This window comes from Bradyrhizobium sp. STM 3843 (assembly GCF_000239815.1).
In the GTDB taxonomy this organism is placed as follows: domain Bacteria; phylum Pseudomonadota; class Alphaproteobacteria; order Rhizobiales; family Xanthobacteraceae; genus Bradyrhizobium.
Genome location: NZ_CAFK01000198.1, coordinates 74,641 through 98,934, shown reverse-complemented (window position 1 = coordinate 98,934; position 24,294 = coordinate 74,641). Strand labels below are relative to the sequence as shown.

At 64.0% G+C, this 24,294-nt stretch carries 19 protein-coding genes and 1 pseudogene; 15 read left to right on the top strand and 5 right to left on the bottom strand.

The window, feature by feature from the left end; genetic code table 11:
- Nucleotides 1-36: 36 nt before the first annotated feature.
- Together BRAS3843_RS21370 and BRAS3843_RS21365 are read left to right on the top strand one after the other, a co-directional pair.
- Complete coding sequence (locus BRAS3843_RS21370) at nucleotides 37-1,398, top strand: ActS/PrrB/RegB family redox-sensitive histidine kinase (RefSeq protein WP_175361146.1); 1,362 nt, start codon at nucleotides 37-39, stop codon at nucleotides 1,396-1,398.
- A 120-nt stretch (nucleotides 1,399-1,518) separates the two neighbouring features.
- Nucleotides 1,519-2,073: an ActR/PrrA/RegA family redox response regulator transcription factor gene (locus tag BRAS3843_RS21365; protein WP_008971120.1), complete on the top strand. Its 555-nt coding sequence runs from the start codon at nucleotides 1,519-1,521 to the stop codon at nucleotides 2,071-2,073.
- A 61-nt stretch (nucleotides 2,074-2,134) separates the two neighbouring features.
- Here the strand turns inward: BRAS3843_RS21365 and BRAS3843_RS21360 are convergent, their stop codons facing one another.
- Nucleotides 2,135-2,617, bottom strand: coding sequence for an MmcB family DNA repair protein (locus BRAS3843_RS21360; RefSeq protein WP_008971119.1), 483 nt, complete (start codon nucleotides 2,615-2,617; stop codon nucleotides 2,135-2,137).
- A gap of 127 nt (nucleotides 2,618-2,744) precedes the next feature.
- Here BRAS3843_RS21360 and BRAS3843_RS21355 point away from each other — a divergent pair, with 127 nt between their 5' ends.
- Complete coding sequence (locus BRAS3843_RS21355; protein WP_008971118.1) at nucleotides 2,745-4,457, top strand: alpha-amylase family protein; 1,713 nt, start codon at nucleotides 2,745-2,747, stop codon at nucleotides 4,455-4,457.
- 165 nt (nucleotides 4,458-4,622) lie between these two features.
- Here the strand turns inward: BRAS3843_RS21355 and BRAS3843_RS21350 are convergent, their stop codons facing one another.
- Complete coding sequence (locus BRAS3843_RS21350) at nucleotides 4,623-6,221, bottom strand: alpha-amylase family glycosyl hydrolase (protein WP_008971117.1); 1,599 nt, start codon at nucleotides 6,219-6,221, stop codon at nucleotides 4,623-4,625.
- A gap of 155 nt (nucleotides 6,222-6,376) precedes the next feature.
- Here BRAS3843_RS21350 and BRAS3843_RS21345 point away from each other — a divergent pair, with 155 nt between their 5' ends.
- Nucleotides 6,377-7,057, top strand: a complete 681-nt coding sequence (locus BRAS3843_RS21345) for an MBL fold metallo-hydrolase (protein ID WP_008971116.1) — start codon at nucleotides 6,377-6,379, stop codon at nucleotides 7,055-7,057.
- A gap of 15 nt (nucleotides 7,058-7,072) precedes the next feature.
- Here the strand turns inward: BRAS3843_RS21345 and BRAS3843_RS21340 are convergent, their stop codons facing one another.
- Complete coding sequence (locus BRAS3843_RS21340) at nucleotides 7,073-8,422, bottom strand: PHB depolymerase family esterase (protein WP_008971115.1); 1,350 nt, start codon at nucleotides 8,420-8,422, stop codon at nucleotides 7,073-7,075.
- Between the two features lie 303 nt (nucleotides 8,423-8,725).
- On the bottom strand, nucleotides 8,726-10,195 hold the full coding sequence (locus BRAS3843_RS21335) for a glycosyltransferase (RefSeq protein WP_008971113.1): 1,470 nt from the start codon (nucleotides 10,193-10,195) through the stop codon (nucleotides 8,726-8,728).
- A gap of 316 nt (nucleotides 10,196-10,511) precedes the next feature.
- Between BRAS3843_RS21335 and BRAS3843_RS21330 the strand changes: the two genes are divergently transcribed.
- The 4 genes from BRAS3843_RS21330 to BRAS3843_RS21315 all read left to right on the top strand — a co-directional run bounded on the left by BRAS3843_RS21330 (nucleotide 10,512) and on the right by BRAS3843_RS21315 (nucleotide 15,089).
- Nucleotides 10,512-11,750 carry an LLM class flavin-dependent oxidoreductase gene (locus BRAS3843_RS21330; protein WP_008971112.1) on the top strand — a complete coding sequence of 413 codons (1,239 nt, stop codon included), beginning with the start codon at nucleotides 10,512-10,514 and terminating at the stop codon, nucleotides 11,748-11,750.
- 367 nt (nucleotides 11,751-12,117) lie between these two features.
- Nucleotides 12,118-12,432: a DUF1778 domain-containing protein gene (locus tag BRAS3843_RS21325; RefSeq protein ID WP_008971111.1), complete on the top strand. Its 315-nt coding sequence runs from the start codon at nucleotides 12,118-12,120 to the stop codon at nucleotides 12,430-12,432.
- 17 nt (nucleotides 12,433-12,449) lie between these two features.
- A complete protein-coding gene (locus BRAS3843_RS21320) occupies nucleotides 12,450-12,965 on the top strand; it encodes a GNAT family N-acetyltransferase (RefSeq protein ID WP_008971110.1) in 516 nt (171 codons plus the stop codon).
- A 747-nt stretch (nucleotides 12,966-13,712) separates the two neighbouring features.
- The gene (locus BRAS3843_RS21315; RefSeq protein WP_008971109.1) at nucleotides 13,713-15,089 is read left to right on the top strand and encodes a cytochrome P450; all 1,377 of its coding nucleotides are present in this window, start codon (nucleotides 13,713-13,715) and stop codon (nucleotides 15,087-15,089) included.
- A gap of 51 nt (nucleotides 15,090-15,140) precedes the next feature.
- On the opposite strand, the gene BRAS3843_RS21310 is transcribed toward BRAS3843_RS21315, so the two are convergent.
- The gene (locus BRAS3843_RS21310) at nucleotides 15,141-15,983 is read right to left on the bottom strand and encodes a glucose 1-dehydrogenase (protein WP_008971108.1); all 843 of its coding nucleotides are present in this window, start codon (nucleotides 15,981-15,983) and stop codon (nucleotides 15,141-15,143) included.
- A 188-nt stretch (nucleotides 15,984-16,171) separates the two neighbouring features.
- Here BRAS3843_RS21310 and BRAS3843_RS21305 point away from each other — a divergent pair, with 188 nt between their 5' ends.
- The 7 genes and pseudogenes from BRAS3843_RS21305 to BRAS3843_RS21275 all read left to right on the top strand — a co-directional run bounded on the left by BRAS3843_RS21305 (nucleotide 16,172) and on the right by BRAS3843_RS21275 (nucleotide 24,251).
- Nucleotides 16,172-17,134, top strand: coding sequence for an HWE histidine kinase domain-containing protein (locus BRAS3843_RS21305; protein ID WP_035982388.1), 963 nt, complete (start codon nucleotides 16,172-16,174; stop codon nucleotides 17,132-17,134).
- Between the two features lie 150 nt (nucleotides 17,135-17,284).
- The gene (locus BRAS3843_RS21300) at nucleotides 17,285-19,063 is read left to right on the top strand and encodes a GGDEF and EAL domain-containing protein (protein ID WP_008971106.1); all 1,779 of its coding nucleotides are present in this window, start codon (nucleotides 17,285-17,287) and stop codon (nucleotides 19,061-19,063) included.
- Between the two features lie 209 nt (nucleotides 19,064-19,272).
- Nucleotides 19,273-20,439 carry a substrate-binding domain-containing protein gene (locus BRAS3843_RS21295; protein ID WP_050886496.1) on the top strand — a complete coding sequence of 389 codons (1,167 nt, stop codon included), beginning with the start codon at nucleotides 19,273-19,275 and terminating at the stop codon, nucleotides 20,437-20,439.
- A gap of 215 nt (nucleotides 20,440-20,654) precedes the next feature.
- Nucleotides 20,655-21,200: pseudogene (locus BRAS3843_RS42240) on the top strand (ATP-binding cassette domain-containing protein); the annotation flags it as partial.
- 248 nt (nucleotides 21,201-21,448) lie between these two features.
- Nucleotides 21,449-22,171, top strand: a complete 723-nt coding sequence (locus tag BRAS3843_RS21285) for an ABC transporter ATP-binding protein (protein ID WP_008971103.1) — start codon at nucleotides 21,449-21,451, stop codon at nucleotides 22,169-22,171.
- The gene (locus tag BRAS3843_RS21280) at nucleotides 22,168-23,178 is read left to right on the top strand and encodes a branched-chain amino acid ABC transporter permease (RefSeq protein ID WP_008971102.1); all 1,011 of its coding nucleotides are present in this window, start codon (nucleotides 22,168-22,170) and stop codon (nucleotides 23,176-23,178) included. The genes BRAS3843_RS21285 and BRAS3843_RS21280 overlap by 4 nt, the downstream gene beginning before the upstream one ends.
- Complete coding sequence (locus tag BRAS3843_RS21275; protein WP_008971101.1) at nucleotides 23,175-24,251, top strand: branched-chain amino acid ABC transporter permease; 1,077 nt, start codon at nucleotides 23,175-23,177, stop codon at nucleotides 24,249-24,251. Before BRAS3843_RS21280 ends, BRAS3843_RS21275 begins: the two co-directional genes overlap by 4 nt.
- The last annotated feature ends 43 nt before the right edge of the window (nucleotides 24,252-24,294 follow it).

Genomic DNA, 24,294 nt, shown 5'->3' with positions numbered 1-24,294 from the left:
TTGTCGCCGCCCCCAGGCGACACTAAGTTGCTGGTCATGACCGACACGCTGATCACCGACACGCCGGACACCGAGCTTCGCGACCCGCGGCGGCGGGTCCGACTCGACACCATTCTGCGGCTGCGCTGGCTCGCCGCACTGGGGCAATTGACGGCGATCTTCGTGGTCGTTCAGGGCCTGGAATTCGACCTGCCGGTGGTGCCGTGCCTTGCCGTCATCAGCGTCTCGGCGCTGATCAATCTCGCGCTGCAGATCGCGTTCAACCCGATGCAGCTGCTGGAACCGCGCCATGCCGGCGGCCTGCTCGCGCTGAACATCGTCGAGCTCGCGACATTGCTCTATCTGACCGGCGGGCTGGATAACCCATTCTCGTTCATGTTCCTGGTGCCGGTGCTCATATCGGCCACCGCGCTGCCGGTCCGGCTCACCGTGATGCTCGGGCTGCTCGCGGTCGCCTGCGCCACCCTGCTGCTGTTCTTCCATATGCCGTTGCCCTGGGATGGCGAAGAGCCGCTGGATTTCCCGCCGATCTATATCTTCGGCGTCTGGCTCTCGATCGCGCTCGCGATCGGCGTCACCAGCCTTTATTCGTTTCAGGTCACAGAGGAGGCACGCAAGCTCTCGGACGCGCTCGCGGCCACCGAGCTCGTGCTGGCGCGCGAGCAGCACCTGACCCAGCTCGATGGTCTTGCGGCGGCTGCGGCACATGAGCTCGGCACGCCGCTTGCCACCATCGTCCTGATCTCGCGCGAGCTCGAGCGGGCGCTGCAGGACAACGGACAGGTGTCAGGTGACATCAAGACGCTGCGCGAGCAGGCGCAGCGCTGCCGCGACATCCTCGGCAAGATCACTCAGCTCTCATCAACCGGCTCGATGTTCGACCGCATGAAGCTCTCGACCCTGATCGAGGAGACGGTGGCGCCGCACCGGGATTTCGGCGTCGATATCAAGGTGCGCATCGCCCTTGCCGCGGCCAAGGAGCCGGTTGGGACGCGCAATCCCGCGATCCTCTACGGCGTCGGCAACATCCTGGAAAACGCAGTGGACTTCGCCCGCGATGCTGTCGAGGTCAATGCCTGGTGGAACAATGAGACGGTGGAGATCGCGGTCTCCGACGACGGTCCGGGCTTCGCGCCGGACATCCTGAAACGGATCGGTGAACCCTATCTGTCGCGGCGCCGCGGAAACGACGACTCCCAAGGGGGCGGCCTGGGGCTGGGCGTCTTCATTGCCCGGACGCTGCTCGAACGCACCGGCGCCAAGGTCTCGTTTACCAATCGGCCATTTCCCGACCACGGCGCAGTCGTGCAGATCATCTGGCCGCGGCAACGCTTCGAGGCGGTCGAGGAAAGCGAGACCGGCGACCGGCACGGCGCCGATCTAACCGGAAGTAGCTGATACAACACACGAAAATGACGCGGCGTCACGCCGCACCACCTGCCGTCTTGGCAGACGAGAGCCATAACGCCATATGTGAGGTATGATAGCTTCCTACAACCGAGCCTCCTGAGGATGACCGTGAGTGCCATCGCCGAACTCGCCAATCAGCCCGATCGTTCGCTGCTGATCGTGGAAGATGATAAGCCGTTCCTGGAGCGGCTCGCGCGGGCGATGGAGACCCGCGGCTTCGTCGTGACGTCATGCGAGAGCGTCGCCGACGGCATCTCGCAGATCGGCAAATCTGCCCCGGCGTTTGCGGTGGTCGATCTCAGGCTCGGCGACGGCAACGGCCTTGACGTTGTCTCGGCATTGAAACGCACCCGCCCCGATGCACGCGCCATTGTCCTGACCGGCTACGGCAATATCGCGACAGCCGTGACCGCGGTGAAGATGGGCGCGGTGGATTATCTCGCCAAGCCTGCCGATGCGGATGACGTCGTTGCAGCGTTGCTCTCCACGGGCGGTGAGAAATCGGAGCTGCCGCAGAACCCGATGTCGGCCGACCGTGTGCGCTGGGAGCACATCCAGCGCATCTATGAGATGTGCAACCGTAACGTCTCAGAAACCGCGCGGCGGCTCAACATGCATCGCCGCACCCTGCAGCGGATCCTCGCCAAGCGGGCGCCCAAGTAGACGCACCGATTTTCTGCGCAGCCGCCGAAAACAGCGGGACAGAGTTCGCCCGCAGCGCAGACTAGAACTCCTGGTGCCCTTGCGGATCGATCAGACGGCTCATGCGCTGCGCCGCGGCGAGCGCGAAGCGCACCGTCATCAGCTTGCGCGTCGGCGCCGGCAATTTGTGCAGCGGCGCCTCACAATGCAGATGCGCGCCATAGGCATCGGCGACGATCAGTCCGGTATCCGCAGGGAAGATCTCGCAGGGCAGATCCTGCGTGAACGCGAACAACAGCCGGTCGCAATGCAGCCGGTAGTCCTCCCATTTATGGTCGGCGCGCAGATCCTCGACTGACGACTTGATCTCGACGATCCAGATCTCGCCGCGCTCGTTCAACGCCACCAGATCAGCTCGCCGGCCTGACGGCAACGGCAATTCGCTGACCGTGGCGAAGCCGAGCGAGCGCAACAGCCGCGAGGTACCGCGCGCAACCGCGAGCGCGGTCTCGGACTGACGCCCATCAATGGGAACGAGGCTGATTTTGGCGGCGGCGGATTCCATTCGCTCAGCATACCCGATTCCGCGGTTCACCCAAGCGCCCTCTCATCCTCACGGAACCGGGAACTCGCGTGCCGCCTTCTGCTTAACAAGCGGCCGCAATCAGCGGCCAGGCGGGAGGCAGCCGTTCATGATCGACGATCTCTGGTACAAGAACGGCATCTTCTACTGCCTCGCGGTCGGCACCTATATGGATGCCAATGGCGACGGGATCGGCGACTTCGTCGGCCTGACCCGCCGGCTCGATTATCTCCACGGGCTCGGCGTCACCGCGATCTGGCTGATGCCGTTCCAGCCCTCGCCGCAGCGCGACGGCGGCTACGACATTGCCGACTATTACGGCGTCGACCCGCGCTACGGCACGCTCGGCGATTTCGTCGAATTCGCCCATGGCTGCAAGCAACGCGGCATCCGCATCATCATCGATCTCGTCGTCAACCACACCTCCGACCAGCATCCGTGGTTCTTGGAAGCGCGGCGCTCAAAGGATTCGCCGTATCGCGACTGGTATGTGTGGTCGGACAAGAAGCCGGCCAACGCCAATACCGGCATGGTGTTTCCCGGCGTGCAGAAATCGACCTGGACGCGCGATAAGGAAGCCGGCGCCTGGTACTTCCACCGCTTCTATGATTTCCAGCCCGATCTCAACACCTCCAATCCGCATGTGCAGACCGAGATTCTCAAGATCATGGGGTTCTGGATCCAGCTCGGCGTCTCCGGCTTCCGCATGGATGCGGTGCCTTTCGTGATCGCGACCAAGGGCGCGAGCGTGAAGAAGTCGGTCGAGCAATACGACATGCTGCGCGCCTTTCGCGAATTCCTGCAATGGCGGGAGGGTGACGCGATCATCCTGGCCGAAGCGAACGTGCTGCCGCAGACCGATCTGGAGTATTTCGGCGACGACGGCGACCGCATGCACATGATGTTCAACTTCCAGGTCAACCAGCATCTGTTCTATGCGCTGGCCGCGTCGGATACGCGACCGCTGGCCAAAGCGCTTGTCGCCACCAAGCCGCGCCCTGCATCCGCGCAATGGGGCCTGTTCCTGCGCAATCATGACGAGCTGGATCTCGGACGGCTGACCGAGGCGCAGCGCGACGTGGTGTTCAAGGCGTTCGGGCCGGACAAGGACATGCAGCTTTATAACCGCGGCATCCGACGGCGGCTGGCGCCGATGCTGGGCGGCGACCGGCGGCGGCTCGAGCTCGCCTACAGCCTGATGTTCACGCTGCCCGGCACGCCGGTGATCCGCTACGGCGACGAGCTCGGCATGGGCGACAATCTCGCGCTGCCTGAGCGCGAATGCGCGCGCACGCCGATGCAATGGTCGGCCGAGCCGCATGGCGGCTTCACCAAGAGCGACAAGGCGGCCTCGCCGGTGCTCGACCAGGGTCCATACGGCTATGAGCATGTCAACGCCGCCAAGCAGCGGCGCGATCCGAACTCGATGCTGAACTGGACCGAGCGCATCATCCGCATGCGCAAGGAGGTGCCGGAGGTCGGCTGGGGCGATTTCGAAGTGATCGAGACCCGCGACCCGGCGGTGCTGATCATCCGCTACGACTGGCGCAACAATTCGGTGCTGTTCGTACACAATCTCGATGAGAAGCCGCGCGAGATCGCGTTTGCGACCGGGCTGGCTGACGACAGCGGCAGGCTGCTGATCAACCTGCTCGCCGAAGATCACAGCCGCGCCGACAAGCGCGGCCGCCATACGCTGGTGCGGGAGCCTTACGGCTATCGCTGGTACCGGGTCGGAGGCTTGGACTACCTGCTCCGGCGCAGCGACGTGGATACCGAAAGATCAGCGAAGCGCACGCGAAAGGCGGCGCACCCGGGGTAATGAGGCCCACGCTGCTGCTACGAATTGGGTGTCGTCCCTGCGAACGCAGGGACCCATAACCACCGGCGATTGTGGCTCGAACGCGGTATTGGCAGCGTACCGCTTTCTTGCATCACGCGGTATGGGTCCCGGCTCAAGGCCGGGACGACATCGAATTTGCCGCAACTACAATGACCGTCCGATCACCACGCCTTCATTGCCGCGCAGATCGAGCGTGCCGTGGATGGGCTCGCCGTCGCGGTCGAGATGGGTCGAGAGCAGGATCTGTCCCTCCAGGCCGCTGCCTTCGGTCGCGAGCGACACCGGATCGTCGCCCAGATTGAGCGCGATGGTCAGGATCTCGCCCTCCCCGTCGCGGCGATAGAGCAGGAGATCGCCTTCGGCCGCGACCGGCCGGTAGTGACCTGCCACCAGCGCGACGTGGCGCTTACGCAAGCGGATCAGCGCGCGATACAGATTGAGGATCGAGCGCTTGTCGGCGGTCAGGTTGACCACGTTCTCGTGCATGAAATCCTCGGCCACCGGCAGCCAGGGCGCCGCGGTAGAAAAGCCGGCATTTGGCGTCGCGTTCCACTGCATCGGCGTGCGGCATCCGTCGCGGCCGACGCCGATGCCGGGCACGTTCTTCTCGAAGGGATCGCGCACCCCGTCCGGTGCGATGGCGACCTGCCGCATGCCGATCTCGTCGCCGTAATAAAGCGTCGGCGTGCCGCGCAAGGTCAGCAACAGCATCGCCGCCACCCGCGCCTGCTCAGCCCCGACCCGGCTTGCCACCCGTGGCCGATCGTGGTTGCCGAGCACCCAGTTCGGCCAGGCGCCGGGCGGCAGCGCAGTCTCATATTCGGCGATGATCCTCTCGATGTCGCGCGCGTGCCAGGGCGCAGAGAGCAGCGCAAAGTTGAACGGCAGGTGCGCACCGGAGAGATCCTTGCCGTAATAGGCCATCAGCCGCTCGATCGGCAGATAGATTTCGCCGATCAGCACGCGATCGCCGAACGCGTCCAGCACCTTCCGCATCTCCGCGATGACCTGATGCACCTCGGGCTGATCGGTCGAATGACGCGGCAAGATGCGTTCATGCGGTGGCCGTCCTTCGATGTAGCCAGGGTTGGCAGGATTGTCGCGGAACTCGGCGTCCTTGATCAGGTGCCAGATCACATCGACACGGAAACCGTCGACGCCCTTGCGCAGCCAGAACCGCATCACGTCGTAGACCGCGGCGCGCACGGCCGGATTGCGCCAGTTGAGATCCGGCTGCTGGGCGAGAAAGGCGTGATAGTAGTATTGACCGGTTGCCTGGTCATATTGCCAGGCGCTGCCGCCGAATTCGGACAGCCAGTTGTTGGGCGGCCCACCGTCCGGCTTCGGATCGCGCCAGATGTACCAATCGCGCCGGGGATTGTCGCGCGAGCGGCGCGCCTCGACGAACCAGGGATGCCGGTCGGAGGTGTGGTTCGGCACCAGGTCCAGGATCACCTTCAACCCGCTCTCATGCGCGGCCCGAACCAGCGCATCGAAATCCTCCATCGTGCCGAACAGCGGATCGATGCCGGTGTAGTCGGAGATGTCGTAGCCGAAATCGGCCATCGGCGACGTGAAGATCGGCGACAGCCAGATTGCGTCGACGCCCAGCGTCAAGAGATAAGGCAGCCGGTGGACGATGCCGGCGAGGTCGCCCACGCCGTCGCCGTCACTGTCCTGGAACGACCGCGGATAGATCTGATAGAAAATACCCTGGCGCCACCACGCCCCGCTCTCGGCCATCGCATCATCCTGCTCGCTGATGTGGCGCTCCAACGCCGGAACAGCCGGCAAGTTCAGAGCGCCCCGCCCGGCGGTTCGAAGGCGGCGGCATCAAGAGGGCGGTATCGGGCGTCTTTTCGCTTGGCGCAGTGCGAAAAATGGGCATGCTTGGGAGCATGAGCCAGAAAACCGAGAACGAAACCGAGAACAAAGCCAAGGCCGGCGCTGTGATTGTGCCGGTCACGCCGTTCGAGCAGAACTGCACCATCCTCTGGTGCGAGGCCACCAAGAAGGCAGTGGTGATCGACCCCGGCGGCGACGCGCCGGTGATCCGCGACGCGATCGCCAAGGCCGGCGTCACGGTCGAGAAGATCTGGCTGACACATGGTCACATCGACCATGTCGGCGGCGCCGCCGAGCTGCGCGAGGCCTTGAACGTGCCGATCGAGGGACCGCATATCGCCGACAAGTTCCTGCTCGACAACGTGGTGTCGAGCGGGGCGCGCTTCGGCATCACCGGGGTGCGCGACTTCACGCCGGACCGCTGGCTCGACGAGGGCGAACGGGTCGAACTCGGCGAGCTGACCTTCGACATCCTGCATTGCCCCGGCCATTCGCCGGGCAGCGTGGTCTTCTTCAACAAAGAAATGCACTTCGCGCTGGTCGGCGACGTGCTGTTCAACGGCTCGGTCGGCCGCACCGACCTGCCGGGCGGTAGCCATGCCACGCTGATCAGGTCGATCAAGGAGAAGCTGTTGCCGCTCGGCGACGAGGTCGGCTTCATCTGCGGCCACGGCGCAGGCTCCAGCTTCGGCCAGGAGCGGATGACCAATCCATTCCTCACGGGCGAATTCTAGCCCGCCAACCGCAAGCTATTTCTTCAAGCCGGCTGCGTGCAGCGCGCGCTCGATCACAGCGGTCACATCGATCTGTGCCCGCCGCGGCTTCTGCTGCGGCGGCTTCGGCGCCATCCTGGCAACCGGCTCCGCGGGCTTTGCTGCGACAGGCCGCACCTCTACCGGCTTAATAGTGGCAGGCTTGGCATCGAGAGGCTTGAGATTGGCCGGCTTGGCATCGACGGGTTTGGTCTCGACCGCCGTCACAGTGTCAGGCTTCGGCTCCGTAGCCTTCGGCCACAGGATCTTGGTCAGGCTCGGCAACGCCGACGAGATCGGCGAGACCTGCGGGATGAGCTTGGCGCTCGGCGATTCCGGCGCGATCTTCTGCGGCCTGATCCAATCGGTCACGCCGAAGAATTTCGCGATGTGGTAGGAGGACGAGATCCCGGCCTCGAGCAGGAACGGCCCCTGCTTGCCATAGCGCTTGTCGTTGGCGGCAAGCCCGAGCGGCGCGCCATGCGCCATGTCGGTGATGGTGAAGGACTCCACCACCGTCTCGCCGTCGGCATTCCACCACTGCTGATGCGGGTAGCCGTCGACCTTGACATCCGCCATCGGCGCCAGCGGCAGCCGGTGCAGGTCGAGCCACTGCTTGACGATCTCGTCGGCGTTGTGAGGATGCACAGTGTGGTCGGCGGTGCCGTGCCACACCGACAGTTTGGGCCAGGGCCCGCGGTGGCGTGAATTGCCGCGCACCAGCTTGCCCAGCTCGCTCGCCGAACGCGTCTGCGGCATGCGCATCTGCAGGATCGCGTCGCGCACGTTGCGGGCGACGCCGAACGGCAGACCGGCAATCACCGCACCGGCCGCGAACAGCTCCGGGTGGTTCGCCAGCATCGCCATGGTCATGGCGCCGCCGGCCGACAGGCCGGTGATGAAGATGCGCCTGGGGTCGATCGCACAATCGGCGACCATGCGCGCGATCATCTGCCTGATGGAGCCGACCTCGCCCTGATCCCGCACGATATCCTCGGGATCGAACCAATTGAAGCAGCGTTGCGGATTATTGGCGCGCTGCTGCTCGGGCAGTAGCAGCGCAAAGCCGTAATGCTTGGCAAGCGTCGACCAGCCTGCGCCCAGATCGAATTCGGCTGCGCTCTGCCCGCAACCATGAAGCACCACGACGAGCGGCAGCAGCGCCTGACGCTGCGCCGGCACATAGGCAAACATCTTCAGCCGGCCCGGATTGGAGCCGAAGCGATCGATCTCGATCAGCGGACTGGCTGGCGTCGGCCGAGGCTGGCGTTGGAAATCCCCGAATCCGGTGATGCCGTGCAGCTCTCGCAATCGTCGCAAGTATTCTACATTTTCAGCGAGGGACACCGGCAACTCCTGGCAGCGGCGGAATCAACCCACCATCACCCACATAGTTGCCGCGACGCAAAATAAAAAGCCGGTAGATTCTCGGTCTCCGGCAATTCTGTTGCGAATTTTTCGCTTGCTGCGATCTAAATGTCACGAACGCGCGCCGTTAGCATACAAACGGGCGCAAACCAGCTCCTAAACACCGCATCGACGCGGCGCGCGACGTGGGTCGCTGACCGATATGTGAACGCAAGTGCTACGCTCGTGAGCATCACGCCACACTGATTGCAGCGTGATGCGCGATCATGGGTCACGCTTCGTTCATATCGCCTTGAGCTTGCGATAGGCGAACCAGACCATCTTCAAGAGCAGCCAGCCGTCGCGGAAGCGGGAGATCTGGGTCTCGCCGAAGGTGCGCGCCTTGTAGTGGATCGGGGTCTCGATGATCTTCAGGTTCTGTTTTGCGGCACCGAAGATCAGGTCGAAATCGCCGAACGGATCGAAATCGCCGAAATAGCTGCGCTCGCGCGCCAGCACTTCGTAGTCCTTGCGCAAGAGAACCTTGGTGCCGCACAGCGTATCGGTGAGACGGGTGTTGACCAGGAAGCTGAACAGATAGGCGAAGCAGCGGTTGGCGATGAAGTTGAGCGGCCGCATCGCCTCGTCTTCCATCGGATAGACCAGCCGTGTGCCGTTGACGAACTCCGCCTTCCCGCTCTCGATGATGGCGTGATACTTCGGCAAGGTCTCCGGCGGCATGGTGAGGTCGGCGTCCAGGATCATCAGCACATCGCCGCTCGCCGCGGCAAAGCCCTTGCGCACCGCGTCGCCCTTGCCCTTGCCGTCCTGCTTGAAGACCTTGATGTCCCACTGATCCTTGTAGGCCTCGCGGACGCGCTCGCACTCCGCAAAGGTGTCGTCGCTGGAATTGCCTTCGACGAACAGGATCTCCTGATGCGCGCCGAAGCGCGGCATCCGCCGGATCGCATCCTCGATATTGCCGCGCTCGTTGCGGCAGGGAATGACGATGCTGGCGGAGAGCTTGCGCTCCGGGAATTGCCGCACCGGCCGCACCACCAGATAGGTCCGCAGGCACAGGGCGCGAATTCCCGGCAAGGGCGCGACATAGCTGTTGATGACCGGCCCGAGCCCCAGCCAGCGCTGCGGCAGCAACTGCCGCTGCTCATGGCGAATGACCTCGTAATCGGCGAGATCCATCAGATTGAGAAAGTCGGCGGTCGCGATGTAGTTGATCTTGGGCTGCTTGCGCCTGAGATTGACGGCCTCCGCGGCCCTGAGGACCGGCTCCCAGAGATGGGAATAATAGGAGATGATGATCCGCGTCGACGGCGCACACAGCTTCTGGATCTGCCGCATCGTGCCGTCGATATCCTCGAACATGCCGATGGTGTCGGCGATCACGATGTAGTCGAACGGTCCTTCGATCGTATCGAGCGTCGCCGGATCCTCGACGTCGCCGAGCACAAAACCGAGATGCGGGTAGCGCGAATTGGCGGTGGCGATGGTCTGCGCGCCGAAATCGATGCCGACCCCATACGACGGCTTGAGCGCCGCGAGCAGATCGCCGCGGCCGCAACCGAGCTCGAGGATCCGCTTGCCCGGCGGGATCAGGAACTGCATGAACTTCAAGTCGTCAGCGTGATAGGCCGCGTTGAATTCGCGCCAGCGGTCGAGCTCCTCGACGTTGCTTTCATAGTGATCGAGCAGATCGCGCTTGCGCTTGCTGGACAATTGCAGCGTCGCATTGGCGTCGGACGGCCTCAGATACATGCTTGCCTCAGGCGAACAGGACGAGATTTCCACTTTGTGGACCGGCCATCGTTACAGGTCGGGCGGGTAGCGGGTCAATCGGCCCACGCCGCCGCTTTCGCGCCACGATGTCGCTCGAAAGACATCACCAGGGTGCAATCGCACCTCACGTTTCAAAATGCGTCCGGCGGCGAGTTCGGTTGCGGATCGAAGCCGGCACTCGCGCGATCCGCGCGTCGGCGGCAGCCCGCCTTGCACAAGGAGCAATTGCTCAACGCGGGTGCACCACATAGCCTCTTCGGTCGACAACGACAAATTCCGTTTGGGAGAAAACATCATGGCGCGTCTCAAGTTTGGAGCATTCCTCGCCCCGCATCATCCGATCGGCGAGCACCCGATGCTGCAATTTCGCCGCGATCTTGATCTCGTCGCCCAGCTCGACGCGCTCGGCTATGACGAATTCTGGTGCGGCGAGCATCACTCGTCGGGCTGGGAGACGATCGCCTCGCCCGAGATGTTCCTGGCGGCGGCGGGCGAGCGCACCAAGCGCATCAGGCTTGGCACCGGCGTGATCTCGTTGCCTTACCATCATCCGTTCAATGTCGCCCAGCGCATGGTGCAGCTCGACCACATGACCGGCGGGCGCGCCATTTTCGGCTCCGGACCTGGCGCGCTGGCCTCCGACGCGCACACGCTCGGCATCGACCCGATGACGCAGCGCGACCGCCAGGACGAGGCGATCGGCATCATCCGACGCCTGTTCAGAGGCGAACGCGTCACCGCCAAGAGCGACTGGTTCACCATGAACGATGCGGCACTGCAGATCCTGCCGCTGCAGGAGGAGATGCCGTTCGTGGTGGCGTCGCAGATCTCGCCCTCCGGCATGACGCTCGCCGGCAAATACGGCATCGGCATCATCTCGCTCGGCTCGATGTCGACGCAAGGCTTGATGGCGCTGCCGCAGCAATGGCAATTCGCCGAGGATGCCGCGAAGAAGCACGGCACGACGGTGAGCCGCGCCGATTGGCGCGTGCTGTTGTCCTGGCACATCGCCGAGACGCGCGAACAGGCGCGCCACGAGGCCGGCGCCGGCCTGATGCGCTGGCACAACGAGTATATCGTCGGCACCCTGATGCGACCGGGCCTGAAGCCGTTCTCATCGCCCGACGAGGCCGTCGACAAGACCGCGTTCGTGGAGGGCGCGGCGTCGACGATCGGCACGCCCGACGATCTCGTCAAGACCATCAAGACCCTGATGCAGGTCTCCGGCGGCGTCGGCCACATCATCGGCTTCGTGCACGATTGGGCCAACCCGGAGAACACCCGCCGCAGCTGGGACATGGTGGCACGCTACGTGGTGCCGGAGATCAACGGCTACATCGACGGCCTGCGCCGGTCACAGAAATTCGTGATCGAGAACCGCGAGATTTTCGAGCGCGCAGGACAGGCCGTGATGGCCAAGATCATGGACAACGAGAAAGCCGCCGCGGCGCTGGCGCAGACCGGGCCCGGCCGAGTCGCAATCCCCGCAGTGAATGCGCCGGATTTGCAGGAGGCGGCGAAGCGGAAGGTGTGAAGATGCTGGGCGTGCGACGTAAGGCGTGCGCGCTGTCCATTCTCCCCTCCCCCCGCCGCAATCGCGTAAGCGATTGTCGGCAGCGGTGACGGGTCGGCGGTGGGGGTACCACACGATGACTGCCGGTGAGTTTGCCTCCTCCCCAGACAACGCATATTGCGGTTAGACGGTGGCGAACGTTTCCTCCTCATCATGGCCGGGCTGACCCCGCATCCAACCCGTCCGAAAACAACCGAAATCAGCAAGACGGATCGCCAGCCGCGACATCGCGCGCTCCACCAAGTCCTGTCAGCACACTGTCGACGAAAGAACATCCCGTATTGCAAAACGCACTACAGACCGTTATAGTACCTCCGAGGAGTTAGTCATGCCCCGAGCGATCAAGCGCAAAGAGCATCCGTTATCGATGCGGCTGCCGGAAGCCGACATCGCCATGATCGATCGCGCCGCGTCCTTGCGTGGACGCTCGCGAACTGACTTCGTGCGCGATGCGGCAGTACGCGCAGCGGAGGACGTGCTGATGGAAACCGCGCCCATTCGCATGAGTCCCGCCGGCTTCAAGGCTTTCATGGCGGCCCTGTCTGGGCCGGCGACTCCCGTGCCCGAGATCGTCGAGCTGTTTCGTCGCACAGCCCCCTGGGAAGATGCCAAACCGAGCGTCAGGCCGAAGGCCCGGAGGTGAGAGCCGAGGGTTGAGCTGTGGCAATCTCGACCCCCGAGCCGTTGACTGCCGATCACGATGTGACTCATTTTTCCTGCGGCAAGCCGTCGCTTGATCGTTGGTTGCAGACGCGGGCGCTTTCCAACCAGCAAAAGGGATTTACCGCAGTCCTTGTCGTCCACGAGGCGCTCCGCGTGGTCGGCTATTATGGCCTCGCTCCGACGGCCATCGTGCCCTCCCTGATGCCGCGCTCGATCCGGACCGGCCAACCGCCGGATCCCGTTCCCTGTCTGTTGCTAGGCCAGCTCGCAACCGATCGGAATTGGGGCGGCAAGGGCATTGGCAGTGGCCTGCTCAAGCACGCGCTGCAACGCTGTGTCGCGGCCGCTGGCCTGATCGGCGGCCGCGCGCTGATCGTCAATGCCGTCGACACCGAAGCTGCTGCGTTCTGGCGACGGCGGGGCTTCATCGCATCGAAAGATGATCCGCTGATCCTGTTTCGATCGATCGCCGATATAGCAGCGTCCGTGACCAGCAGCAGCGGAACTCGATAGCTGCGCAGCCGATCCGACGGGCAAATTGCTCCCGCGCAAATGCGCAACTCCTTGCGCGGTCGCGCCGACCACTCTGAGATCGGCGCAAAAGTGCCCTGCGCCAAAGCACTCATTTCACCCGACGCTTTAACCACATCACCCCTGTCCAGCCCTTCTCGCAAAGATATTCTTGTTTCGTTTATCAGAAATCATGCTTTCCTTATCGCCGTCCCGTCTCGCATGAGGGGCGCTTCGCGGTCGTCACGAACGTTGAGGCGGGATGCGGTGGGCGCGTCGATGTTGCAGCGTGGGTTGCCTCACGCCGACGAACGACGGAGATGCGCACGGTCAAGTCGCGCGGTCCTGATACCCCGACGCTGGTATCACGCTTGCGATGACGCTCACGCGTCGCGCGGGCAACGGTGGCCAAGAAGCCCGGCGCACCGGGGAGAACGCGAAGCAGCCGTTAAAACCATTGCGCGGGGAATGCCGGGTGTCCCGGCTGAGCCCGTGGTACCTGCCGCCTGCATTTTTTTGCCGCAGGCGGGCCATGGGTGCGGCCAGCGCCCGGCATTCCCCGTGCCCTCTGCGTGAGAGGGCAGCTCTTCTGGCAAGGCTCGGACGCGTATCGCGCCGCGGGATCGCGAAGGCTTGAGTTGCAGCAGGCTTGTGGTGACAATGAGCTGCAGAGAAGATTGCAGCCGTGGACCCCCGCGGTTCAATGGACGCCACGACATCCCGCCCCGTCCCGACCAATGGAGCCCCCGTATGTCGATGCAGAATGTCGCCTCTCCCGCGCTGAAGCTGACCGCGCCCAGGCGGAATTCGCTCACCCATATTCCCGGCGACGAGGGCTGGCCGATCATCGGCAAGACGCTGCAGATCCTGGCCGACCCGAAGGGCCATGTCGAAGCCAATGCTGCAAAATACGGGCTGGTCTATCGCAGCCACGTGCTGGGCGAGACCACCATCGTGCTGCTCGGGCCGGAAGCGAACGAGCTGGTGCTGTTCGACCAAGCGAGGCTGTTCTCGTCGGCGCATGGCTGGGAGCCGGTGCTCGGGCTCTTGTTTCCGCGCGGGCTGATGCTGATGGATTTCGACGAGCACCGGCTGCACCGCAAAGCGCTGTCGGTCGCGTTCAAGGCCGGACCGATGAAATCCTATCTCGCCGGACTCGACCGCGGCATCGCGGCGCGCGTTGCACAGTGGAAGGCAAAGCCCGGCGAGATGCTGTTCTATCCCGCGATCAAGCAGCTGACGCTCGATCTTGCGGCCACCGCCTTTCTCGGCACCGAGCTCGGGCCCGAGGTCGAGACCATCAACCGTGCCTTCATCGACATGGTGGCCGCCGCGGTCACCCCGATCCGCAGGCCGCTGCCGGGCACGCAGATGGCGCGCGGCGTCAGGGGACGCAAGCGAGTCGTGGCCTATTTCTCCGAGCAGGTGCCGCTCCGCCGCGCCAAGGGGGATGGCGAGGACCTGTTCTCGCAGCTCTGCCGCGCCACCGACGATGATGGTGCGCTGCTGTCGACGCAGGCCATCGTCGATCACATGAGCTTCCTGATGATGGCCGCACACGACACGCTGACCTCATCCTTCACGTCCTTTGTCGCGCAGCTGGCCGCGAATCCGGACTGGCAGCAGAAGTTGCGCGCGGAGGTCTTGAACCTCGGCCTTGCTCCGGGCGAGCCGATGGATACGAGCCACCTCGAGAAGATGAAGCTGACGGAAATGGCGTTCCAGGAAACCTTGCGCCTGATGCCGCCGGTGCCGTCGCTGCCGCGGCGTGCTATCAGGGACTTCACGTTCAAAGGCTATGCGATTCCGGCCGGCACCGGGGTCGGCGTCAATCCGATGTTCACCCACCACATGAAGGACGTCTGGCCCGAGCCGGACCGCTTCGATCCCCTGCGCTTCACCGACGAAGCGCAGCGCAGCCGCCACCGCTTCGCCTGGGTGCCGTTCGGCGGCGGCGCGCATATGTGCCTCGGCCTGCACTTCGCCTACATGCAGGCGAAATGCTTTGCGCGGCATTTTCTCGCAAACGTCGAGGTCTCGTTCGGATCCGGCTATCGGCCGAGCTGGCAGGTCTGGCCGATCCCGAAACCGCGCGACGGACTCAAGGTGACGCTGAAGGCACTATGAGCCTTGCACGTTGGTCCGTCTGCGCATCGCGCGTCAGGCAAGCGCGCGCTATCACTCCACCGCCTGCCCCAGGAGCTTGCGCATCGTCTCATAGCCTTGCTGCTGCTGGCTCCAGTTGCGGCCACCGGTGATGGCGCCGTCGATGACGAGATCGTGGCCGTTGATGAAGCTCGACTCGTCGCTGGCGAGAAACACCGCGGCGTAGGCGATGTCATCGGGCGAGCCGGCGCGCGGGATCGGCTGCGCAGTCGCATAGGCGTTGCGGATCGTCTCCGGCGTTTTTTCGGCGGCCGCCGTCGACAGGCCCAAGGCCTTGCCGAAGATGCCGGTCGCGATCAAGCCCGGCGAGATCGAGTTGACGCGGATGCCGGACTCGCCGAGCTCCATCGCCACGCACTTGGTCAGATGAATGACGGCGGCCTTCGCCGTGCCGTAGACCAGCGAGGTCGAAAAGCCGGCAAGCCGGCCGGCAATGCTGCCATTGTTGATGATGCTGCCGGAGCCCTGCTTCTTCATATGAGGTGCAGCATACTTCATCCCAAGCATCACGCCGCGCAACAGCACCGCCATGGCGGCATCGAACCGGCTGGAATCCAGCCCTTCGATGCCGCCGGTCTGCGCCGGACCTCCGGCATTGTTGAATAGGCAGTCCAGCCTGCCGAATCTTTCGACCGCGAGATCGATCAATCCGCGGACCTCGTCGTCAACGGCGACGTCGGTCTGGCGGAAGAGACAATTCGCGCCCAACCTCTTCGCCAGCGCTTCGCCCTCGGCCACGCGGCGTCCGGCCACGACGACCTTGGCGCCCTCGGCCACGAAGACTTCCGCTGTGCGCAAGCCGATGCCGCTGGTCGCTCCGGTGATCACCGCAACCTTGCCGTCGAGTCGTCCCATGTCCTGCTCCCTTGTTATTCGTTGCATCATATTCATGGCATCGTGATCAGCGCACGACCCCGGTTCCGCGTTGGAACCATGCCGCAGTGTAGCGCATGACAAGATGAACGGGAGGCCTATCCACGATACTGTCGTAGTTCTGCCCTTTCCGCCTTAATTTGGATGCGGGGCTCAGGCTGATGGATGCGATGAGGCGATTCGTCGACGAGTTCCGGCTCACTTGGCGGGGCGAGCTGCAGCCGTCGCCGGCCATGAGTGCGAGTTTCGCCACGGTCTGCCTTTTTGTGGCGACGCTGCTGCGCTGGGGCTTGTCCCACATCCGCCCCGACATCTTCTTCACGCCCTATTTTCCTGCAGTGGTCGTCGCCGCCGCGTTCGGCGGCCCGCGCTACGGAATTGCAACCACGATCGCAGGCGGCGCACTCGGCATGCTGCTCGAATTCGGTGCCGGCCCATCCGATATCGCGAAACTCGTGTTGTTGGCGCTCTATGTGGTTGCCTGCGGCCTGGTGATCTGGGGCATCGACCACTATCGCACGATCGCGGCCAAGCAGCGCGAGATCGCCAAGCGCCTGATCGAGGAGGAGCGATATCGGAAGCTTGTCGTCGACGAGCTGCAGCACCGGCTGAAGAACAAGACCTCGACCATTCACGCCGTTCTGCACCAGGTGCTGCATGAGCAGCCGGAGGTGTGGGCGACGATCGATCACCGCATTCGGGCGCTCGCTGTCGCCGATGACCTGATCGCCAAGGTCGACGGTCGCGGCTGCGACCTGAAGGACCTCTTGGTCTCCGAACTCGGCCCCTATGGACACGTGCGCTTCGTGCTCAATGGCGGAGCGTTGTTCCTGCCTGCCAAGCTCGCCGTCAGCCTTGCCCTCATCATCCATGAGCTCGCCACCAACGCCGCGAAATATGGCGCGTTCGCATCGCCATGCGGCTTGCTGCAGGTGACCTGGACGACGCAGAATGAGCGCCTCAGTCTCACCTGGGACGAGACCGAAGGGCCACCGATCGAACACGTCGGAAAGCCCGGCTTCGGGACCAAGCTTTTGAAGGCGGCGCTGTCGGCATTCGACGGATCGACCGAAACCACCTTTCTCAGGACCGGCATTCACTGCACCATGCAGTGTCGTGTCCCGCCGAGCTGATGTCGCCGTATGCATTCTGCAGTCGTATTGACGCTCCATTAACGATGACGCACCCGCATCCGTCGCCAATCGGTGTACCCCGCCCAATCGTTTCCGTGTTTCTACGTAGCTCTTAACTAAAATGAAGCGGGAACTGCGCACAATCGGCGCATGTACGGCAGCGATCGTTTCAACTCTTTTTCCGGTGCAGCTGAGAGCACAGTCACGGCCGAGGCCGAGCTGAGCCTGCTGCGCGGCGTTCTGACCATGCTTCCGACCGGCGTCACCGTTCAGGATGAGCATGGCCGCTTCGTGCTGGTGAACGACGCCGCAGCCGCGCAGCTTGGCCTGACTGCGGAAGACTCAGCCGCGGCGGCGGCGCGCCAGATCGGGCAGCGCGAGGCGACCTGCCGCGAAATCTTAAGATCGGGCAAGGCCGTGGTAACCGAAGAACCGGTTGCGACCGAGCGCGGCCGACAGACGCTGTTGACGGCGCACCGTCCAGTGCGGATCGGCGAGCGCGACCTGCTGCTCTCGAGCTCCGCCGACATCAGCGCGCAGAAGGATTTTGAAGACCAGCTATTCCGCTCGGCCTATTACGACGAGCTGACAGGATTGCCGATGCGGCGCGTGATCGAGCATCGCGCCACCAATCTGGTCAGATTGGGCGGTGCCGCAGGCCGGTTCGCGCTGGCGTTTCTCGACCTCGACAATTTCAAATACATCAACGACTATTACGGCCACGCCACGGGCGATGCGCTGCTCATCGAGCTTGCCAAACGGATCGGTCGCGACCTGCGCGAGAGCGACTTGTTGTCGCGGATCAGCGGCGATGAGTTTCTTCTGTTGCTGCATCCGATCGAACGTGCCGAGGAGGTCGCCGAATTCCTGCAGGCCACGCTGCATCGGCTCAGCGCGCCGTTCTTCATCGACAGCGCCGAGGTTTTCGCCTCGGCCTCGATCGGCGTCAGCCTTTATCCCGAGCACGGCGCGAGCTACGAGGTGCTGCGCCAGAACGCCGACCTCGCGATGTACCGGGTGAAGAACGCCGGCAAGGGCGCGCTGGCGTTCTTCAACAGCGGCATGGAGCACGAGGCGCTCGCGCGCATGAAGGTCGAGCAATCCTTGCGGCTCGCCATCCTCGAAAAGCGGTTCTGCTGCGCCTTCCAGGCCAAGGTCGACATCCGCACCGAGGAGATCAAGGGCATCGAGGCGCTGGTGCGGCTGCGCGACAATGAGGGCGTGATCCAGGCGCCCGGCGACTTCGTCAACCTGGCTGTCGAACTCGGGCTGATCGACGAGTTGACGCATCTGGTGCTGGCCGAGATCGTCAAATCTATCGACCTGATCAACGAAGCATTCGGTCCACAGGCAACCATCAGCATCAATGTCGCGGCCAAGCAGGCCGCCAATGTCGATTTCATGCGGCCCTTCGTCCGCGCCATCGAGGCGACCGGCTTCCCCCGGCGCTTCATGATCGAGGTCACCGAAGACGCCTTCGTCGCCCGCAGCCATTTCCAGGATCAGATCCTGCCGATGCTGCGCGAGATCGGGGTCGGCATCTCGATCGACGATTTCGGCATCGGCTATTCGTCGCTATCAGCGCTTGCCGACATCACCGCCGACGAGATCAAGATCGATCGCTCCTTCATTACGGACATTCACAAGCGACCGCGCAGCCAGGGCATCCTCCGCGCGATCGAATCCTTGAGCGAAGCGCTCGGCATGACCGTGATCGCGGAAGGCATCGAATCGTTCGAGGAACTAGCTTATTTGCAGGCCGCCACCCGCATCCGCTACGCCCAGGGCTATTATTTCTCGCGGCCGATCTTCCTCGAGGAGCTGAAGCCGGCGATCCCGCTTGCGAGCGAGGCGCGCGTCAGCCTGGCCAGCCGCCCGGTGCAGGAAAACCGGCCGGTTCATATTCGCGCCAACCGCTATCGGCGTTAGCCGCCTGCGCTCACCTTCGTATCATCTTGCGACGAACTCTCATGCTGATGTCAGCGCCGGAACACGAGCCGAAGGGATGAGAGCCGGGCGCGCTTGTGGCGCGGAAAGCGCCTTGACCTCGGCCAAGCCGCCACACTATCAGTTTCCCCCATAAACGCCCGAAAAGCGTGGGAGGATAGCTCGTGCGAAAGTCTGATTTTCTTAAGGTCATTGTTTCGGGACTCGCAGTCTCGCTGCTCGCAGCATCGGCTCAGGCCGACGACCTCAAGGTCGCGCTGATCTACGGTAAGACTGGACCGCTGGAAGCTTATGCCAAGCAGACCGAGACCGGCTTGCGCATGGGGTTCGAGTACGCCACCAAGGGCAGCATGACGGTCGACGGTCGCAAGATTGTCATCATCACCAAGGACGACCAGGGCAAGCCGGACCTGTCCAAGGCGGCGCTCGCCGAAGCCTATCAGGACGACGGCGCTGACATTGCCATCGGCACCACGTCGTCGGCTGCGGCGCTCGCCGACCTGCCGGTGGCCGAGGAGAACAAGAAGATCCTGATCGTCGAGCCGGCGGTCGCCGACCAGATCACCGGCGAGAAGTGGAACCGCTATATTTTCCGTACCGGCCGCAACTCCTCGCAGGATGCGATCTCGAATGCGGTCGCGATCGGCAAGCCGGGCGTGACGGTGGCGACCTTGGCGCAGGATTACGCCTTTGGCCGCGACGGCGTCGCCGCGTTCAAGGAAGCGCTGGCGAAAACCGGCGCGACCCTGGGGGCTGAAGAATATGTGCCGACCACGACCACCGACTTCACCGCCGTCGGCCAGCGCCTGTTCGATGCGCTGAAGGACAAGCCGGGCAAGAAGATCATCTGGGTGATCTGGGCCGGAGCCGGCGATCCGCTGACCAAGCTGCAGGATATGGACCCGAAGCGCTACGGCATCGAGCTGTCCACCGGCGGCAACATCCTGCCCGCGCTGGCCGCCTATAAGCGGCTGCCCGGCATGGAGGGAGCCACCTACTATTACTATGACATTCCGAAGAACCCGGTGAATGACTGGCTGGTGTCCGAGCACCAGAAGCGCTTCAACGCGCCGCCTGACTTCTTCACGGCCGGCGGCTTCTCCGCGGCGATGGCGGTGGTCACCGCGGTGACCAAGGCGAAATCGACCGACACCGAGAAGCTGATCGCGGCGATGGAAGGCATGGAGTTCGATACGCCGAAGGGCAAGATGATCTTCCGGAAAGAGGATCACCAGGCGCTGCAGAGCATGTATCACTTCCGCGTCAAGGTCGATCCGAACCTCGCCTGGGCCGTCAACGAGCCGGTGCGTGAGATCAAGATCGAGGACATGCAGATCCCGATCCGCAACAAGCGGTGATGTCCGGCCGCTGCGGCAAGTCCGCGGCATCTTGATCACCGATAAATCGGGGCCTCATGGTTCGAGACGCGCGGCTACGCCGCGCCCTCACCACGAGGCTCTAGGGACTTCGCCGCGAGACACGGCCTCGTCCTGAGGAGCCCGCCGAAGGCGGGCGTCTCGAAGAACGGCTACAAGGAAACAGCCGCACCCCAGCGATTTGCGGGGAGCGGAGAATGGCAACAAATTCATACTGGGGCTGCCACATGGCCCTCACGCTCGAAACCAGAGATCTCACCATCCGCTTCGGCGGCCATGTCGCGGTCAACGGCGTCAGCTGCAGCTTCCGCCCGGGCGAGCTGACCGCGATCGTCGGTCCGAATGGCGCCGGTAAGACCACCTATTTCAACCTGATCTCAGGCCAGCTTCGCGCGACGTCGGGCAGCATCCTGTTCGACGGCACCGACATCACCGGCCACTCGGCGCCGCTGCGCACCCGCGCCGGGCTGGGCCGCGCCTTCCAGCTCACCAATCTGTTTCCGAATTTGAGCGTGGAAGAGAATGTCCGCCTTGCCGTGCAGGCCGAGCGCGGCGTGCATTACGACCTGCTCCGGCCCTGGATGGCGCGCCGTGATCTGATCGCGCGCGCTGACGCGATCCTCGACCAGGTCGCACTCGGCAATCGACGCCAGGTCGCGGCGACCGCGCTCTCCCATGGCGACCAGCGCAAGCTCGAGGTGGCATTGATGATGGCCCTGGAGCCCAAGGTCTTCATGTTCGACGAGCCGACCGCCGGCATGAGCATCGACGAGGTCCCCGTCGTGCTCGACCTGATCGCAAAGCTCAAGCAGGACACCAGCAAAATCATCCTCCTGGTCGAGCACAAGATGGACGTGGTGCGCTCGCTCGCCGACCGCATCATCGTGCTGCATAACGGCCGCCTCGTCGCGGATGGGAAGCCGGCCGAGGTGATCGCCTCGCCGATCGTGCAGGAAGCCTATCTCGGCATTACGCCCGGGCGGAGCGCGGCATGAGCGCGCTCCTCACCCTCTCCGGCGTCCACACCTATGTCGGCCGCTATCATATCCTGCAGGGCGTCGCGTTCGACATTCCTGAAGGGCAGACCACGATGCTGCTCGGACGCAACGGCGCCGGCAAGACCACCACACTCCGCACCATCATGGGCCTGTGGCAGGCGCGGAGCGGCACCATCACGCTGGCCGGCGCACGCATCGAGCAGCTTGCCACCCCCGACATCGCGCGCGCCGGCGTCGGCTACGTACCGGAGAGCATGGCCGTGTTCTCCGACCTGACGGTCAAGGAGAACCTGATTCTTGCCGCAAGCAACGGTCCGCTCGACGATGCCCAGCTGGCCTGGATCTTCGGCTTCTTCCCGGCGCTGAAGAAATTCTGGCTGTCGCGCGCGGGCTCGCTCTCCGGCGGACAGAAGCAGATGCTCTCGATCGCCCGCGCCATCGTCGAGCCGCGCAAGCTGCTGCTGATCGACGAGCCGACCAAGGGTCTGGCGCCTGCCATCGTCATGGCATTGATCGAATGCCTGAAGGAGATCAAGCGCCGCGGCGCCACCATTCTCCTGGTCGAGCAGAATTTCCATGCCGCGCGCGAGCTCGGCGACCAGGTGCTGGTGATGGATAACGGCACCATCGTGCATCGCGGCGAGATGGCGGCGCTTGCCGCCGACGTGCCGCTGCAGGAACATCTCCTCGGCCTCAGCCTGGAGGCGCATCAATGACCGAGATCGCTGCAACCGACACTTTACCGAAACCGAAGCGGGACATCGCGCCCGTGCTGCTGCCGATCGCGCTCGCGCTGGTGATGATCCCCCTGATCGGCTCGGTCAGCTCCTGGGCGACCTTGACGGTCGCGAGTCTCGCGATGGGCATGATGATCTTCATCATGGCCTCCGGCCTCACGCTCGTATTCGGCCTGATGGACGTGCTCAATTTCGGCCACGGCGCCTTCATCGCGGTCGGTGCCTACATCGCGACGCTGGTGCTGCTGCCGCTCGCAAGCTTTGCCCAGGCCGACTCGCTGCTGACCAACCTCGTCGTGCTGGTGCCGGCCGCGTTGCTGGCAATGGCGGTGACCGCCGCGCTCGGACTTGTGGTCGAGCGCGTGCTGGTGCTGCCGGTCTATGGCCAGCATCTGAAGCAGATCCTGATGACGACAGGCGGGCTGATCGTCGCCGAGCAGACGCTGTACGCGCTGTTCGGGCCGCAGATCATTCCGATGCCGCTGCCGGCGAGCCTGCGCGGCTCCTTCATCATCGGCGACATCGCCATCGCCAAATATCGCCTGCTGGCGATGCTGGTCGGGCTAGTGATCTTCGTCGCGATCGAGCTGGTGCTCAACCGCACCAAGATCGGGCTTTTGATCCGCGCCGGCGTCGAGAACCGCGAGATGGTGGAATCGCTGGGCTATCGCATCCGCCGCCTGTTCCTCGGCGTCTTCATGACCGGCTCGGCGCTGGCCGGTCTCGGCGGCGTGATGTGGGGACTTTATCGCGAGCAGGTCCACGCCTCGATCGGCGACGAGCTCACCGTGCTGGTGTTCATCGTCGTGATCATCGGCGGGCTCGGCTCGATTACCGGCTGCTTCATCGGCGCGATCCTGGTCGCCATGGTCGCCAATTACGGCGGCTTCCTGGTGCCGAAGCTTGCACTCGTCTCCAACATCCTGCTGATGGTCTCCGTCCTGATGTGGCGGCCGCGCGGCCTCTATGCGGTGACCAGCCGATGATGATCCTTTCCGGCGATCCGCCGCGCAGCCGCGTGCTGTCCGCCCTGCTCGTCATCATCATGCTGGCGCTGCTGGCGACGCCCTTCATTTTTCCGGGCGCCAAGGCGATGAATGTGGCGGCAAAGATCTGCATCTTCGCAGCCCTGGTCGCCTCCTACGACCTCCTGCTCGGCTATACCGGCTCGGTGTCGTTCGCGCATACGATGTTCTACGGCATCGGCTCCTATGCGATCGCGATCGCGCTCTATGCGCTCGGGCCGAACTGGGCGGCGGTTGCTGCCGGCGTCGCAGCCGGCCTGCCGCTCGCACTGCTGCTGGCGCTCGCGATTGGCCTGTTCTCGCTGCGGGTCGAGGCGATCTTCTTCGCCATGATCACGCTCGCGGTCGCCTCTGCCTTCCTGGTGCTGGCCTCGCAGCTGTCGTGGCTCACCGGCGGCGAGGACGGCCGTAGCTTCCAACTGCCCGAGCTGTTGCGCCCCGGCACGGTGTTCGTTCCGAAGGACTGGTTCGGGATCGCCATCAACGGCCGGATCCTTACCTATTACATCGTCTTCGCGGCTAGCGCGCTGATGATCCTGGCCCTCTTGCGCGTGGTCAATTCGCCGTTCGGCCGCGTGCTGCAGGCGATCCGCGAGAACCGCTTTCGCGCCGAGGCGCTGGGCTACCGCACCGTTTTCCATCTCACCTATGCCAACTGCATTGCGGCTGTCATCGCAGCACTCGCCGGCATGCTGAACGCGCTGTGGCTGCGCTATGCCGGGCCAGACACCTCGCTCAGCTTCTCGATCATGCTCGACATTCTCCTGATGGTCGTGATCGGCGGCATGGGCACGATCTATGGCGCCATCATCGGCGCTGCGATCTTTCTCCTCGCAGAGAACTATCTGCAAGCGTTGATGGGCGCGGCGTCGGCCGCCGCGGCGGAGGCCGGGGTGCCGCTGTTGCCGGGCCTGCTGCATCCCGACCGCTGGCTGCTGTGGCTTGGCCTGTTGTTCATCGCCAGCGTCTATTTCTTCCCGACCGGCGTGGTCGGCCGCCTGCGCAACAAGCCGCGCCCAGCAAGCGGCCGTTAGCCGATCGGCGGCGACGCACCTCGCACTCCTCCTGGCTTTTCCG